The organism is Streptomyces sp. F63 (assembly GCF_018070345.1).
GTDB lineage: Bacteria > Actinomycetota > Actinomycetes > Streptomycetales > Streptomycetaceae > Streptomyces.
The window spans coordinates 95,380-110,401 of sequence record NZ_JAGPXX010000005.1 but is presented as its reverse complement, the minus strand read 5'-3'; the positions used below and the strand labels follow the sequence as shown (position 1 = coordinate 110,401).

General features: G+C 72.2%; 16 protein-coding genes and 1 riboswitch. Of the genes, 15 read left to right on the top strand and 1 reads right to left on the bottom strand.

What is annotated here, in order from left to right:
* Positions 1 to 6 precede the first annotated feature (6 nt).
* The 8 genes from lepB (at position 7) to KBZ10_RS07850 (ending at position 6,597) form a co-directional block, all read left to right on the top strand.
* Positions 7 to 744 carry a signal peptidase I gene (lepB, locus tag KBZ10_RS07885; RefSeq protein WP_210986794.1) on the top strand — a complete coding sequence of 246 codons (738 nt, stop codon included), beginning with the start codon at positions 7 to 9 and terminating at the stop codon, positions 742 to 744.
* Complete coding sequence (locus KBZ10_RS07880; RefSeq protein ID WP_210986793.1) at positions 737 to 1,225, top strand: NUDIX hydrolase; 489 nt, start codon at positions 737 to 739, stop codon at positions 1,223 to 1,225. The genes lepB and KBZ10_RS07880 overlap by 8 nt, the downstream gene beginning before the upstream one ends.
* A 39-nt stretch (positions 1,226 to 1,264) precedes the next feature.
* Complete coding sequence (locus tag KBZ10_RS07875) at positions 1,265 to 1,588, top strand: DUF2469 domain-containing protein (protein WP_019709827.1); 324 nt, start codon at positions 1,265 to 1,267, stop codon at positions 1,586 to 1,588.
* A gap of 122 nt (positions 1,589 to 1,710) precedes the next feature.
* The gene (locus tag KBZ10_RS07870; RefSeq protein WP_030544494.1) at positions 1,711 to 2,079 is read left to right on the top strand and encodes a YraN family protein; all 369 of its coding nucleotides are present in this window, start codon (positions 1,711 to 1,713) and stop codon (positions 2,077 to 2,079) included.
* The gene (locus KBZ10_RS07865; RefSeq protein WP_210986792.1) at positions 2,079 to 3,698 is read left to right on the top strand and encodes a YifB family Mg chelatase-like AAA ATPase; all 1,620 of its coding nucleotides are present in this window, start codon (positions 2,079 to 2,081) and stop codon (positions 3,696 to 3,698) included. The genes KBZ10_RS07870 and KBZ10_RS07865 overlap by 1 nt, the downstream gene beginning before the upstream one ends.
* The gene (gene dprA, locus KBZ10_RS07860; RefSeq protein ID WP_210986791.1) at positions 3,695 to 4,855 is read left to right on the top strand and encodes a DNA-processing protein DprA; all 1,161 of its coding nucleotides are present in this window, start codon (positions 3,695 to 3,697) and stop codon (positions 4,853 to 4,855) included. The genes KBZ10_RS07865 and dprA overlap by 4 nt, the downstream gene beginning before the upstream one ends.
* Before the next feature lie 252 nt (positions 4,856 to 5,107).
* Complete coding sequence (gene whiG / locus KBZ10_RS07855; protein WP_210986790.1) at positions 5,108 to 5,944, top strand: RNA polymerase sigma factor WhiG; 837 nt, start codon at positions 5,108 to 5,110, stop codon at positions 5,942 to 5,944.
* A 92-nt stretch (positions 5,945 to 6,036) separates the two neighbouring features.
* A complete protein-coding gene (locus tag KBZ10_RS07850; RefSeq protein WP_210986917.1) occupies positions 6,037 to 6,597 on the top strand; it encodes a TetR/AcrR family transcriptional regulator in 561 nt (186 codons plus the stop codon).
* Between the two features lie 84 nt (positions 6,598 to 6,681).
* Here the strand turns inward: KBZ10_RS07850 and KBZ10_RS07845 are convergent, their stop codons facing one another.
* The gene (locus KBZ10_RS07845; protein ID WP_307847265.1) at positions 6,682 to 7,392 is read right to left on the bottom strand and encodes a M23 family metallopeptidase; all 711 of its coding nucleotides are present in this window, start codon (positions 7,390 to 7,392) and stop codon (positions 6,682 to 6,684) included.
* Positions 7,393 to 7,897: 505 nt separating this feature from the next.
* On the opposite strand from KBZ10_RS07845, the gene rpsB reads away from it, so the two are divergent.
* The 7 genes from rpsB to KBZ10_RS07810 all read left to right on the top strand — a co-directional run bounded on the left by rpsB (position 7,898) and on the right by KBZ10_RS07810 (position 14,888).
* Positions 7,898 to 8,800 carry a 30S ribosomal protein S2 gene (gene rpsB, locus KBZ10_RS07840; protein ID WP_210986788.1) on the top strand — a complete coding sequence of 301 codons (903 nt, stop codon included), beginning with the start codon at positions 7,898 to 7,900 and terminating at the stop codon, positions 8,798 to 8,800.
* Positions 8,801 to 8,894: 94 nt separating this feature from the next.
* Positions 8,895 to 9,731 carry a translation elongation factor Ts gene (tsf, locus tag KBZ10_RS07835; protein ID WP_030544487.1) on the top strand — a complete coding sequence of 279 codons (837 nt, stop codon included), beginning with the start codon at positions 8,895 to 8,897 and terminating at the stop codon, positions 9,729 to 9,731.
* 166 nt (positions 9,732 to 9,897) lie between these two features.
* Positions 9,898 to 10,665, top strand: a complete 768-nt coding sequence (gene pyrH, locus KBZ10_RS07830) for a UMP kinase (RefSeq protein ID WP_210986787.1) — start codon at positions 9,898 to 9,900, stop codon at positions 10,663 to 10,665.
* A 115-nt stretch (positions 10,666 to 10,780) separates the two neighbouring features.
* The gene (gene frr / locus KBZ10_RS07825; protein ID WP_019709818.1) at positions 10,781 to 11,338 is read left to right on the top strand and encodes a ribosome recycling factor; all 558 of its coding nucleotides are present in this window, start codon (positions 10,781 to 10,783) and stop codon (positions 11,336 to 11,338) included.
* Positions 11,338 to 12,420 carry a phosphatidate cytidylyltransferase gene (locus KBZ10_RS07820; RefSeq protein ID WP_210986786.1) on the top strand — a complete coding sequence of 361 codons (1,083 nt, stop codon included), beginning with the start codon at positions 11,338 to 11,340 and terminating at the stop codon, positions 12,418 to 12,420. The genes frr and KBZ10_RS07820 overlap by 1 nt, the downstream gene beginning before the upstream one ends.
* Before the next feature lie 102 nt (positions 12,421 to 12,522).
* On the top strand, positions 12,523 to 13,629 hold the full coding sequence (rlmN, locus tag KBZ10_RS07815; protein ID WP_210986785.1) for a 23S rRNA (adenine(2503)-C(2))-methyltransferase RlmN: 1,107 nt from the start codon (positions 12,523 to 12,525) through the stop codon (positions 13,627 to 13,629).
* 19 nt (positions 13,630 to 13,648) lie between these two features.
* Positions 13,649 to 13,753, top strand: a riboswitch (TPP riboswitch).
* Positions 13,754 to 13,793: 40 nt separating this feature from the next.
* Entirely contained in the window at positions 13,794 to 14,888 is a 1,095-nt protein-coding gene (locus KBZ10_RS07810) for a thiamine ABC transporter substrate binding subunit (RefSeq protein WP_210986784.1), read from the top strand.
* Positions 14,889 to 15,022 lie beyond the last annotated feature (134 nt).

The following is a 15,022-nucleotide window of genomic DNA, read 5'->3' as shown; positions in this document are numbered from 1 at the left end:
GCGGCAATGAGCACAGCGGAACGGACGGCCGACGGCCACCGCACAGCGGGCGGGATACTCTCCGGGCTGGCGGTGGCCGTCGGCTGTGTGCTGTTCCTGGGGGGATTCGTCTGGGCGGCACTGCTCTACCAGCCGTACACCGTGCCGACGGACTCCATGGAGCCGACCGTCAACGCCGGTGACCGGGTGCTGGCCGAACGGATCGACGGCGGGGAGGTCCGGCGCGGTGATGTGGTGGTGTTCACCGACGCGGCCTGGGGAGACCTCCCCATGATCAAGCGTGTGGTGGGCGTCGGCGGGGACAAGGTCGTCTGCTGCGACGCCGACGGCCGGCTGGCGGTGAACGGCGAACCGCTCGACGAACCGTATCTGCGGAGCGCCGGTCCGGCCTCTCCGATGGAATTCACCGCGGAGGTCCCCCGGGGAAGTGTGTTCCTTCTGGGCGACCACCGGAGCACCTCTCTGGACTCGCGGGAACACCTGACCGACGGCGATCACGGCGCGGTGCCCGCGAGCGCGGTGAGCGCCCGGGTGGACGCCGGGATCTGGCCGGTGGACTCCTTCGGGACGATGCCCCGCCCGGCACCCTTCGCGGAGCTCCCCGGCGGGGTCTCCGAGCCCGGCCCGCTGCGGCCGCTCTCCCTGGCCGTGGCCGCCGGGGCGGTCCTGGTTCTCGCGGGGGCCGCGTACGGGCCGGTCGCCCGCCGGGCCGGGCGGCGGCGCACGGAGCGGTCCGGTGCCTGAGGTGCGGCGAAAGGTGGCGCGCGTGGTGCTGCTCGACCCCGCCGACCGGATTCTGCTGCTGCACGGACACGAACCCGCCGACCCCCGGCTCTCCTGGTGGTTCACCCCGGGCGGCGGCGTCGAGCCCGGGGAGAGCCGGGAGGAGGCGGCCCGGCGCGAGCTGGCCGAGGAGACCGGGATCACGGAGGTCGAGCTGGGGCCGGTGCTGTGGCGGCGCAGCTGTTCCTTTCCGTTCGACGGGCGCCGCTGGAACCAGGACGAGTGGTATTTCCTGGGCAGGACCCGGCAGACCGGCACCGATGGCGCGGGCCGCACCGAGCTGGAACAACGCAGCATCACCGGGCTCCGGTGGTGGACCTCCGGGGAACTGTCCACGCTGCGTGAGACGGTGTATCCGACCAAGCTCGCGGAGCTGCTGCGCACGCTGCTCGCCGAGGGTCCTCCGAGTGCGCCCGTGACCCTGGAGGCGGAACGGGCCTGACGCACAATAGGGGGACGCCCGGCTGAAGGGGACCATGTCATGAGCGCCGAAGACCTCGAAAAGTACGAGACCGAGATGGAGCTGAAGCTCTACCGGGAGTACCGCGACGTCGTCGGCCTGTTCAAGTACGTGATCGAGACCGAACGGCGTTTCTATCTGACGAACGCCTACGAGATGCAGGTGCACTCGGTGCAGGGAGAGGTCTTCTTCGAGATCTCCATGGCCGATGCCTGGGTGTGGGACATGTACCGGCCCGCGCGGTTCGTGAAGCAGGTCCGGGTGCTGACCTTCAAGGACGTGAACATCGAGGAGCTCAACAAGAGCGACCTCGAACTGCCGGACGAGTCCGGTTTCAACCGATGAGACCGCCGGTTCACCCCGTCGAGTGAGCGGTTTTTCCACAACCGGCGAGTAATCCACCGTTTCAGAGCAAGATCCACTTCATTGCTCCGGTTCCGGGAGAGTCGCTCCCGGAGGTGGTGCCGATGAACGCGCGAGGAGCGCTCGGCCGCTACGGAGAGGACCTGGCGGCCCGGCGGCTGGCCGACGCCGGGATGACGGTACTGGAACGCAACTGGCGCTGCCGCGAGGGTGAGATCGACATCGTCGCCCGGGACGGCGACGCCCTGGTGATCTGCGAGGTCAAGACCCGCCGGGCCGGCGGCCGCGAGCATCCCATGGCGGGCGTGCCGGTCCGGAAGGCAGCGCGTCTGCGGCGGCTCGCCGCGCGGTGGCTGCAGGAGCGCTGGCCGGCGCGGCAGCCTCCGCCCGGCGGGGTCCGGATCGACCTCGTGGGAGTCCTGCTGCCGGGGCGGGGTGCCCCCGTCGTCGAACACGCACGGGGGGTGGCCTGATGGGATTCGCGCGCACCTGCTCGGTGGCGCTGGCCGGGATCGAGGGTGTCGTGGTCGAGGTGCAGGCGGATCTCGAACCCGGGATCGCGGCTTTCACCCTCGTCGGGCTGCCGGACAAGAGCCTGGTGGAAAGCCGGGACCGGGTCCGGGCCGCAGTGGTCAACTCCGGCGCCGAGTGGCCGCAGAAGAAGCTGACGGTAGGGCTCAGCCCGGCTTCCGTCCCGAAGAGCGGAAGCGGCTTCGACCTCGCCGTTGCCTGTGCGGTCCTGGGGGCGGCGGAGCGGATCGATCCGCGGCGGATCGCGGACCTGATGATGATCGGGGAGCTCGGACTCGACGGGCGGGTGCGTCCGGTCCGCGGCGTGCTCCCGGCCGCGCTCGCCGCTGCGGAGGCGGGGTACGAGCAGGTCGTCGTCCCGGAGCAGACGGCGGCCGAGGCGGCCCTGGTTCCCGGGATCGCCGTCCTCGGGGTGCGCAGCCTGCGGCAGTTGATCGCGGTGCTGTCCGACGACCCCGTGCCCGAGGAGGAGCCGGACGAAGCCGGGCGGCCGGACCCGATGCTCGCCGGCCTCTCCCTCCCGGGCTCGGGGGCGGCGGCCGGGCTGTCCTCCCGGGCCGCGGACGGCGGGCGGCTGCCCGATCTCGCCGACGTCGCCGGCCAGCGGGCCGCCCGGACGGCGCTGGAGGTGGCCGCCGCCGGCGGACACCACCTCTATCTGAAAGGACCTCCCGGCGCGGGCAAGACCCTGCTGGCCGAACGGCTTCCCGCCCTGCTCCCGCCCCTGACCCGGCGCGAGTCCCTGGAGGTGACCGCCGTGCACTCGGTGGCGGGAGTGCTCCCGCCCGGCAAGCCGCTCATCGACACGCCCCCGTACTGCGCGCCGCACCACTCCGCGACCATGCCGTCGCTGATCGGTGGGGGGAACGGCCTGCCCAGACCCGGGGCCGTGACCCTCGCCCACCGCGGTGTCCTCTTCCTCGACGAGGCTGCCGAGTTCAGCGGCCGGGTGCTGGACGCGCTGCGGCAGCCGCTGGAGTCCGGGCATGTGGTGGTGGCCCGCAGCGCGGGCGTCGTGCGGCTGCCGGCCCGCTTCCTGCTCGTCCTCGCCGCCAATCCCTGTCCCTGCGGCAGGCACTCGGTGTCCGGGGTGGGCTGTGAGTGCCCGCCCGCCGTCGTCCGCCGGTATCAGTCGAGGCTCTCCGGACCGCTGATGGACCGGGTGGACCTCCGGGTCACGGTCGAACCGGTGGGGAGACGGGCCCTTCTGGAGGGCGGGGCCACGGGGGAGCCCACCGCGGTGGTGGCCGGGAGGGTGCTCCAGGCCCGGGAACGGGCCGCGGCCCGGCTGGCCGGGACCCCGTGGCGCCTCAATGGCGAGGTGCCGGGCCATGAGCTGCGCACCCGGTGGCGGCTGGAGCCCGGCGCCCTGCGGGAGGCCGAACGGGATCTGGAACGGGGCCTGCTCACCGCCCGTGGCCTGGACCGGGTGCTCCGGGTGGCGTGGACGGCTGCCGATCTCGCGGGCCGGGACCGGCCGGCGGCCGCCGACGTGGCCCTGGCCCTCCAGCTGCGCACCGGCGTGAGCCGGGGAGCGGTTCCGGTCGGGGGACCGGCATGACGGGCGCCTCGGAGACGGAGGAGGCGCGCCGGGCGCGGGCGGCCCTCACCCGGATCGTGGAGCCGGGTGACGAACTGGCCGGGAGGTGGCTGCGGGAGCGGGGGCCGGTCGCTCTGCTGCGGCTCTTCCTCGGGCGGGGCGGAGCACCGTCCGCCGTCAGCGACGCAAGGATGGCGGGCTACCGGGCCCGCGCGGCCGGGGGCGATCCGGCGGAGGAGCTCCGTGCCGCGGAGGCCGGTGGTATCCGCTTCGTCTGCCCGGGAGACCGGGAATGGCCCGGGCAGCTGGACGACCTGGGCGATGCCCGCCCCATCGGTCTCTGGGTGCGGGGAAGGCCGTCCCTGCGGCTCTGGGCGCTGCGGTCGGTCGCCGTGGTCGGCGCCCGGGCATGCACGGACTACGGTGCCCATGTGGCGACCGCCCTCGGGGCCGGCCTGGCGGAGCGGGGCTGGGTGGTGGTCTCCGGAGCGGCCTACGGGATCGACGGCGCGGCGCACCGGGGGGCGCTGGCCGCGGGCGGCGCCACCGTCGCCGTGCTCGCGTGTGGGGTGGACCGCGCCTATCCGCGGGGCCACACCGAGCTGGTGCGGCGCATCGCCGACCAGGGACTGCTGGTGGCGGAGCTCCCACCGGGCAGCCACCCCACCCGCAGCCGCTTTCTGCAGCGCAACCGGCTCATCGCCGCCCTCACCCGCGGCACGGTGGTCGTGGAGGCCGAGTACCGCAGCGGATCGCTGGTGACCGCCCGCGGTGCCCAGCGGCTGGGCCGGCTGTCCGCCGGCGTGCCGGGCCCGGTGACGTCCGGTCTGTCTGCGGGAGTCCATGAACTGCTGCGCGGGGAGGCCACCCTCGTCACGGACGCCGACGAGGTGATCGAGCTGGTCGGCGGGATCGGGGAGCTGGCCCCCGGCCGGACCGGCCCGGTCGTCGCCCGGGATCTGCTGGCTCCGCTCACGGCCCGGGTTCTGGAGGCCCTGCCGGCCCGGCGCGACGCGGACACGCGGGAGATCGCGCGGGAAGCGGGTACGGACGGGAACGAGGCGAACGCACGGCTGTACGAATTACAGTCCCTGGGATTTGTCGAACGGCGCGGTGGTCGATGGCGCTTGGCCCGCTCGGCCGACTGTCCCGTCGTCCCTCCGGAAGGCGGCCTCTGACCTGCTGTGATCGGCTCGCCGGCGCCGGCCCGCCGGTGGACCCGCCCTCACACCGGACGACCTCTCCCATCGCACACGCCCCATGCGCCACTCGATGGGCGCAACTCCGCGGTGCGATCAGCGGAACGTATCTGCGCATGAGATACCCGCAGTCCTTCGCACGCTGCTACGGGTTGGTCACGTTACGCTTACGCACGTCCTGGCTCCCGACCGACGATTTCACCCTGACGGCAGAACGGCTCAAGGCGACGAATGCCCCAGCACACCTCCGGGTCTGACCGCGCGGCAGCGCCACCCGCCGCCCGCGGCAGCGTGCGCCCCGCCGCCCCCTCGTCGCTCGACGAGCTCTGGCGGGCGTACAAGGAAACGGCCGACAGCCGGCTGCGGGAACAGCTGATCCTGCACTATTCACCCCTGGTGAAGTACGTGGCCGGGCGGGTGAGCGTGGGCCTGCCGCCCAACGTCGACCAAGCCGACTTCGTGTCCTCCGGCGTCTTCGGCCTCATCGACGCCATCGAGAAGTTCGACCCCGAGCGGTCCATCAAGTTCGAGACCTATGCCATCACCCGGATCCGCGGGGCGATGATCGACGAGCTGCGGGCGCTGGACTGGATCCCCCGCTCGGTGCGCCAGAAGGCCCGAGCCGTCGAGCGGGCCTACGCCACGCTGGAGGCGTCCCTGCGGCGCACTCCCACGGAGGCCGAGGTCGCCGAGGAGATGGGGATCGCCCTGGAGGAGCTGCACCAGGTCTTCAGCCAGCTCTCCCTGGCCAACGTGGTGGCTCTGGAAGAGCTGCTGCACGCCGGTGGCGAGGGGGGCGACCGGCTCAGCCTGATGGACAAACTGGAGGACACCGCGGCGGACGACCCCGAGGAGGTCGCCGAGGACCGCGAGTTGCGGAGACTGCTGGCCCGGGCCATCAACACCCTTCCGGAGCGGGAGAAAACCGTGGTCACCCTCTACTACTACGAAGGGCTGACTCTCGCCGAGATCGGGCAGGTCCTCGGGGTCACCGAGAGCCGGGTGAGCCAGATCCACACCAAGTCCGTGCTCCAACTGCGGGCCAAACTGGCGGACGTCGGGCGCTGAGCCCCCTCCGCCGGTCCTTTCTCCCCGGCCGCTCGCCGCGGACGGCGGCTCCTCCGTAGAGTGGACGGGTGCCCAGGATTCGAGCGGCCTCCGTGGCCGAGCACCGGACCATGCAGCGCGGCGCCCTGCTGGACGCCGCCCGATCCCTGTTGTCCGAGGGCGGAACGGAGGCGCTGACCTTCCCCGCCCTCGCCGAGCGCACCGGGCTGGCGCGCTCCTCCGTCTATGAGTACTTCCGCTCCAGAGCGGCCGTCGTCGAGGAGCTCTGCGCCGTCGACTTCCCGGTGTGGGCGGGGGAGGTCGAAGCGGCCATGGCGGCGGCCGCCACGCCCGAGGAGAAGATCGAAGCCTATGTGCGGCGGCAGCTGGCGCTCGCCGGGGACCGGCGCCACCGTGCGGTGGTGGCCATCTCCGCCGGTGAGCTGGATGCCGGGGCGCGGGAGAGGATCCGTGCCGCCCACGGCGGACTGATCGCACTCGTCGTCGAGACCCTCGGCCGGCTCGGGCACCGGCAGCCGCGGCTCGCGGCCGTGCTCCTCCAGGGAGTGGTGGATGCGGCCGTCCGCCGGGCCGAACTCGCGGTGGCGGAGAGCCCGGAGGAGGTCGCCGAAGCAGCGGTGGCCATGGCGTTGCGCGGGGTCCGCGGCGGCTGATGCCGCACTGCGGCCACTCCGCCCGGACGCGGCCCGCGCCGGGGCGGGCCGGGCCCCTTCCGGACGGGCGCCGGCGGCCGGCGTTCACGCCCGGGGTTCCGGTACGCCGAAGACCGGCAGCAATCGGGACGGGGCGCCGCGCAGTATCCAGGCGGGGAGCAGCGACAGCGGATCCAGATACTCCTCCCCGCGCAGCAGGCCCCAGTGGAGACAGGCGGTCCGGCAGTGGAACGGCCCCGGGGCCAGCACACCGACCGGTTGCCCCGCGGCCACCCGGTCCCCTTTCTCCACCTCGGCCGTCACCGGCTGGTAGGTGATGCGGAGCGGGGGCTGCCCCGTACCGTCCAGTTCGATCGACACCACGCCGCGGCCCGCGACGACACCCGCGAAGGAGACCCGGCCCGGCGCTGCGGAGCGTACGGTCCGGCCCGCACGGGAGGCCAGGTCCACACCGCGGTGGCCGGCCGCGTACCGGGAGGGCGGCGGCTGCCAGCCGCGCAGGACCTCCGGCCGCCGGCCGGCGGCGCGGCTCCGGCCGGCGGGTCCGCCGACCGGCCAGGCGCGGTGCCCGCGGGGCGTGCCCCGCGCCGTCCGCGGCCCCGTTCGCGGATCCGCTCCGCCGCCGTCCGGGCGCGGCCGGCGGATGTCCGGGGAGCCCGGGGCGGTGCCGCCTCCCGGGCCTTCCGCCCCGGCGACGAGGGACGGTGAGGAGGAGGCCGCGCCACCGCCGGGCCCGGATCCGGGCGGCCGGGACAGGAGCAGCCACACCGCCAGCAGCGCGCATACGGCGGTCACCGGCCCGCGGCGGACCCGGCGGCCGCGGGCCGCGGTTCCGCTCCGGGCCGGGCTCCGGGCCCGCGCCCCGGACCGCCCTTCCCGCCCGACCCGCCCGACCCGCCGCCCGTACCGAGGGCCCAGCCCTGCCCGTTCCGCTGCTTCGTCCGTCCCCATGAGGCGACCGTCCCGCACCGTCCGGTCCTCGCGGGGATCTTGGACTCAACCTGTGGATTACCGGCCGGTTGTGGACAACCCGGCGCCGGATCCGGAGCCCGCGTCATGTCTCCCGGACGCTCCTGTCCGTGTCGTCCGGGGGTGCGGCCGTCCCGTACACTTCTGGTGGCGATCCGGGTGACCGGATCGACTTCGCACGCCCCGCCACCGTCGCGTCAGACCTCTCAGGCAGCGCGGTGGCCGCGTCCCTCGGTCCTCGGAAGATGCCTTCCGCGGCACGGCGCGCCGGGGCGTCAGGCACGGCGGCCGCCCGGCCGCGGTGGAACCGAGAATGTCAAGGAGTACGGCCATGGCCGTCGTCACGATGCGGGAGCTGCTGGAGAGCGGCGTCCACTTCGGGCACCAGACCCGCCGTTGGAACCCGAAGATGAAGCGTTTCATCTTCACGGAGCGCAACGGCATCTACATCATCGACCTGCTCCAGTCGCTGTCGTACATCGACCGCGCCTACGAGTTCGTCAAGGAGACCGTCGCGCACGGCGGTTCCATCATGTTCGTCGGCACCAAGAAGCAGGCGCAGGAAGCCATCGCGGAGCAGGCGACCCGTGTCGGCATGCCCTACGTCAACCAGCGCTGGCTGGGCGGCATGCTGACCAACTTCTCGACCGTCTACAAGCGTCTGCAGCGCCTCAAGGAGCTCGAGCAGATCGACTTCGAGGACGTGGCCGCCTCCGGCCTCACCAAGAAGGAGCTGCTCGTCCTCTCCCGCGAGAAGGCGAAGCTGGAGAAGACCCTCGGCGGTATCCGCGAGATGCAGAAGGTGCCCAGCGCCGTCTGGATCGTGGACACCAAGAAGGAGCACATCGCCGTTGGTGAGGCGCGCAAGCTCAACATCCCGGTGGTCGCGATCCTCGACACCAACTGCGACCCGGACGAGGTCGACTACAAGATCCCGGGCAACGACGACGCGATCCGCTCCGTCACCCTGCTCACCCGCGTGATCGCCGACGCCGCCGCCGAGGGCCTCATCGCACGCTCCGGCGCGGCCACCGGCGACCAGAAGCCGGGCGAGAAGGCCGGCGAGCCGCTGGCCGAGTGGGAGCGCGACCTCCTGGAGGGCGGCGACAAGAAGGCCGCCGAGCAGCCGGCCGCCGCCGAGGCCGAGAAGCCGGCCGAGGCCCCCGCCGCCGAGGCCCCCGCCGCCGAGGCCCCCGCGGCCGAGGTTCCCGCCGCGGACGCCGAGAAGGCCTGACCCCAGCGTCACGGCTGACGACGGCGGGGGCCGGTGCCCCCGCCGTCCACCCGTAGATCCGATCGATCGACTTTCGAGAAGAGATTGACAGACCATGGCGAACTTCACCGCCGCTGACGTCAAGAAGCTCCGCGAGCTCACCGGCGCCGGCATGATGGACTGCAAGAAGGCGCTGGACGAGGCCGAGGGCAACGTCGACAAGGCCGTCGAGATCCTGCGCGTCAAGGGCCAGAAGGGCGTGGCCAAGCGCGAGGGCCGCAGCGCCGAGAACGGCGCCGTCGTCTCCCTCATCGCGGACGACAGCAAGTCCGGCGTTCTGCTGGAGCTGAAGTGCGAGACCGACTTCGTCGCCAAGGGCGACAAGTTCCTCGCCGTCGCCGACGCGCTGGCCGCGCACGTCGCCAAGACCTCCCCCGCCGACCTGGAGGCGCTGCTGGCCTCCGAGATCGAGTCCGGCAAGACCGTCCAGGCGTATGTGGACGAGGCCAACGCCACCCTCGGTGAGAAGATCGTTCTGGACCGGTTCGCGCAGTTCGCCGGCGGCTTCGTCGCCACGTACATGCACCGCACCAGCCCGGACCTCCCGCCGCAGGTGGGCGTGCTCGTCGAACTCGACCAGGAGAACGCCGAGGTCGCCAAGGACATCGCGCAGCACATCGCCGCGTTCGGTCCGAAGTACCTCTCCCGTGACCAGATCCCGGCCGAGACGGTCGAGAACGAGCGTCGCGTCGCCGAGGCCACCGCCCGCGAGGAGGGCAAGCCGGAGGGCGCCCTGCCGAAGATCGTCGAGGGCCGCGTCAACGGCTTCTTCAAGGAGAACTGCCTTCTCGACCAGGCGTTCGCCAAGGACAACAAGAAGACCGTCCAGAAGGTCCTGGACGAGGCCGGTGTCACGCTGAAGCGCTTCGCCCGCATCCGCGTCGGCGCCTGAGTCCGGACAGCGACAGCGGAAAGCGCCCGCCGCCGCTAAGGTCGGGGGCAGCCGGCCGACCGCGCGCCGGACGGCCGCAGAGGTGACGAGGAGGCCATTGCCGCAGAGGGATCGAGCAGACCCCGCACGGCAGTGGCCTTCTTCGTCTGTGCACGAGGAGATCTCCATGAATCAGGACGCCGACAAGGCCGGTAAACCCGATCACGGCCCCCAGCGGGGCCGGTTTCTGCTGAAGCTGTCCGGCGAGGCCTTCGCCGGCGGGGGCGGCCTCGGCGTCGACCCGGACGTCGTGCACAAGATGGCCCGGGAGATCGCCGCCGTCGTCCGGGACGGCGCCGAGATCGCCGTCGTCATCGGCGGCGGCAACTTCTTCCGGGGCGCGGAACTCCAGCAGCGCGGCATGGACCGGGCCCGCTCCGACTACATGGGCATGCTGGGCACGGTCATGAACTGCCTCGCGCTCCAGGACTTCCTGGAGAAGGAGGGAATAGACTCCCGCGTCCAGACCGCCATCACGATGGGCCAGGTCGCGGAGCCGTACATCCCCCTCCGGGCCGTGCGGCACCTGGAGAAGGGGCGCGTCGTCATCTTCGGCGCCGGCATGGGGATGCCGTACTTCTCCACCGACACCACCGCCGCCCAGCGCGCGCTGGAAATCCACGCGCAGGCGCTGCTGATGGGCAAGAACGGCGTCGACGGGGTCTACGACTCGGATCCGCGGAAGAACCCCGACGCGGTGAAGTTCGACGCCCTCGAGTACAGCGAGGTGATCACCCGCGGCCTCAAGGTCGCGGACGCCACGGCCATCACCCTGTGCATGGACAACAAGCTGCCGATTCTCGTCTTCGAACTTCTCGCCGAGGGCAATATCGCGCGCGCGGTGAAGGGTGAGAAGATCGGCACGCTGGTGAGCGACCAAGGGACCAGGGCCTGACCCGGGGGATCCGGCCCGATACGGGGATGGACAACAGCCTGCCGGTCGGACACCGTGCAGGAGTAGACGCGCGCAGGGGCGAGGCTCTGCTTACTGATAACACCAGGAGCAAGTGGTGATCGAAGAGACCCTCCTCGAAGCCGAGGAGAAGATGGAGAAGGCCGTCGTGGTCGCCAAGGAGGACTTCGCCGCGATCCGCACCGGCCGTGCGCACCCGGCGATGTTCAACAAGATCGTGGCGGACTACTACGGGGCGATGACGCCGATCAACCAGCTGGCGTCGTTCTCCGTCCCGGAGCCGCGGATGGCCGTGGTGACCCCGTTCGACAAGAGCGCGCTGCGCAACATCGAACAGGCGATCCGCGACTCCGACCTCGGGGTCAACCCGAGCAACGACGGCAGCATCATCCGCGTGGTGTTCCCCGAGCTGACGCAGGAGCGCCGCAAGGAGTACATCAAGGTCGCCAAGCACAAGGCCGAGGATGCGAAGATCTCGATCCGCAGCGTCCGGCGCAAGGCCAAGGAGACCATCGACAAGTTCATCAAGGACGGTGAGGTCGGCGAGGACGAGGGCCGCCGCGCCGAGAAGGAGCTCGACGACACCACCGCGAAGTACGTGGCGCAGGTGGACGAGCTGCTCAAGCACAAGGAAGCCGAGCTGCTCGAGGTCTGATGAACGACTCTTCCCGGGGCGCCCCGCCGCACGCCGGCTACGGAGGGCCGCCCGGTCAGGGGCCCGCGCGGCCTCCTGCGGCGGGTCCCCCGCACGGGGCGGACGACACGGCGCAGACTCGGCCCATGCCCATCGTGCCCCCCGCAGGCGGCGACCAGGACGACCGCGACGGACACCACCGGGGGGCCGCTCGGCCGAGCGGCCCCCCGGTCCATGAGAACGGGCCGGCCGGCGCCCATCCGTCCCCGGCGACGCCGCCGCGCAAACGGGCCGGCCGCGACCTGCGGGCCGCGATCGGTGTCGGGGTCGGCCTCGGCGCGGTGATCCTCGCCTCGCTGTTCTTCGTCAAGGACGTCTTCGTCGCGGTGATCGTGGCCGCGGTCGTGGTGGGCCTGTGGGAGCTGACGTCCCGGCTGCGCGAGCAGAAGGGCATCCGCGCGCCGCTGGTACCGCTGGCGGCCGGCGGTGTGGCCATGGTCGTCGCCGGGTACCTGCGGGGCCCCGAGGGCGCCTGGGTGGCCATGGCGCTCACCGCGCTCGCGGTCCTGGCCTGGCGGATGACGGACGACCCGCGGGACTACCTCCGTGACGTCACCGCCGGTCTCTTCGCCGCCTTCTACGTGCCGTTCCTCGCCACCTTCGTGGCGCTGATGCTGGCCGCCGGCGACGGCGCCCGGTGGGTGCTGGTCTTCCTGCTGCTCACCGTCGTCAGCGACACCGGCGCCTACGCCGTCGGCTGGCGCTTCGGCACACACAAGCTCGCACCGCGTATCAGCCCCGGCAAGACGCGGGAGGGGCTCCTCGGAGCCGTTGGCTCCGCCATGGTGGCCGGCGCGCTGTGCATGGAGTTCCTGATCGACGGGGGCAGCTGGTGGGAGGGCCTGCTGCTCGGGCTGGCGGTCGCGGGCAGTGCCACGCTCGGCGACCTCGGCGAGTCCATGATCAAACGCGACCTCGGGATCAAGGACATGGGCACGCTGCTCCCCGGCCACGGCGGGATCATGGACCGTCTGGACTCCCTGCTGCCCACGGCTCCGGTGGCGTGGCTGCTGCTGGTGGTCTTCACCGGCTCCGGCGACTGACCGGGGCACGGCGCACGCGAGGCCCCCGCCGGACCGCTCCGGCGGGGGCCTCGTCCGCGGGGCTCCGGGGCACCCCGTCGCGTCTGCGACACTGGGGGAATCATGCCTAAGCCCGGAGAACTCACCTTTGCCGCACCGCGCGGGGCCAAGAAGCCGCCGCGGCATCTTGCCGACCTCAGCCCCGCCGAGCGCCGCGACGCCGTGGCGGCGATCGGCGAGAAGCCGTTCCGGGCCGGCCAGGTCTCGCGTCACTACTTCGCCCGGTACGCCGACGACCCGGCGGCCTGGACGGACATTCCCGCGGCCGCCCGCGAGAAGCTCGCGGCCGAACTGCTGCCCGACCTGATGACCGTCGTACGGCACATCAGCTGTGACGACGACACCACCCGCAAGACGCTGTGGCGGCTCTTCGACGGCACGCTCGTCGAGTCCGTCCTGATGCGCTACCCGGACCGGGTCACCATGTGTGTCTCCTCGCAGGCCGGCTGCGGCATGAACTGCCCCTTCTGCGCCACCGGCCAGGCCGGTCTCGACCGCAACCTGTCCACCGCCGAGATCGTGCACCAGATCGTGGACGGCATGCGGGCGCTGCGGGACGGGGAGATCCCCGGCGGGCCGGCCCGGCTGTCGAACATCGTCTTCATGGGGATGGGCGAGCCGCTCGCCAACTACCGACGCGTCGTCGGCGCCATCCGGCGGCTCACCGACCCCGCACCGGACGGCCTGGGACTGTCGCAGCGCGGCATCACCGTCTCCACCGTCGGTCTCGTCCCGGCGATGCTGCGCTTCGCCGACGAGGGCTTCAGCTGCCGGCTCGCGGTCTCGCTGCACGCCCCGGACGACGAACTCCGCGACACCCTCGTGCCGGTCAACACCCGGTGGAAGGTGCGCGAAGTGCTCGACGCCGCCTGGGAGTACGCCGAGAAGTCCGGACGCCGGGTCTCCGTCGAGTACGCGCTGATCCGGGACATCAACGACCAGGCCTGGCGGGGCGATCTGCTCGGCCGGCTGCTCAAGGGCCGCCGGGTGCACGTCAACCTCATCCCGCTGAACCCGACGCCCGGCTCGAAGTGGACGGCGTCGCGGCCCGAGGACGAGAAGGCGTTCGTGGCCGCGCTGGAGGCGCACCGGGTGCCGGTGACCGTCCGGGACACCCGCGGCCAGGAGATCGACGGGGCATGCGGTCAGCTGGCCGCCGCGGAGCGCTGATATCGTCGTTTTCGAACGTCTATTCCGACAGGGGAGCGCGCAGCGCTGAGAGTGCGGCAGCAGCCGCAGACCCTCGAACCTGAACCGGGTCATACCGGCGTAGGGAGTTCGGTCACCACTCGACAAGCTGTCGTGCCCTGCCCGCTCAGGGGAGGCACCACCTCATGACCACGCACTTCCGCGGACGGCCCGCCGCCGCGCTGCTCATCACCGCGCTGGGCGTCACTTCGCTCGCCGCCTGCGGTGACTCCGGTGACACGGCGGGGAAGGGCGGCGGCGAACCGGCGGCCGTCACCCTCGTCACCCACGACTCCTTCGCCGTCTCCGACGACGTGCTGAAGGAGTTCACCGAGCAGACCGGCCGCAAGGTGAAGATCCTGCGCGGCGGTGACGCCGGCACGACCGTCAACCAGGCCGTGCTGTCCAAGGGCAACCCGCAGGGCGACGTCCTCTTCGGCGTCGACAACACCCTGCTCTCCCGCGCCCTCGACCACGGGATCTTCGCGGCATACGAGGCGAGGGGCCTGGAGAAGGTCCCGGAGCAACTCCGGCTCGACCGGGGCGGGCACCGGGTCACGCCCGTCGACTACGGCGACGTCTGCGTCAACTACGACCGCGGCTGGTTCGAGAAGAAGCGGCTGGCGCCGCCGGAGACCTTCGACGACCTGGTCGAGCCCGCCTACAAGGACCTGCTGGTGACCGAGAACGCGGCGACCTCCTCACCGGGGCTGGGCTTCCTCCTCGCCACCGCGGCCGAGTACGGCGACGACGGCTGGCAGGACTACTGGAAGAAGCTCAAGGCCAACGGTGTCGAGGTGGTGGACGGCTGGGAGCAGGCCTACAACGACCGCTTCTCCGGCTCCGGCGGCGGCAAGGGCAAGGGCGACAAGCCCCTCGTCGTCTCCTACGCCTCCAGCCCGCCCGCCGAGGTGCTGGGTCAGGACCCGCTGCCCGAGGAGGGGCCGACGGGGGTGGCGAAGGGCACCTGCTTCCGGCAGACCGAGTTCGCCGGGCTGCTGGACGGCGCGGAGAACCCCGAGGGCGGTAAGGAACTCCTGGACTTCCTGCTGAGCGAGACCTTCCAGGAGGACGTGCCGCTGCAGATGTTCGTCCACCCGGCGCGGTCGGACGTCAAGCTGCCGGAGGTGTTCACCCGGTACGGGGAGACGATCGAGAAGCCCGCGTCGCCGGATCCGGAGAAGATCGCCGCGAACCGTGAGCGGTGGGTCAAGGCATGGTCCCGGCTCGTCCCGAGGTGACCGCCGGGACGGTGCCGGCTCCTGCTCCCGCTGCCTCTCGGGCCCCGTCGCCGGAGCCGCCCGTTCCTCCCTCTCCCCCGTCCCCGGCGGGGCGGGGGCCGGGCGGGCGGCGCGGGCGCGGCTCCGGCACCGTC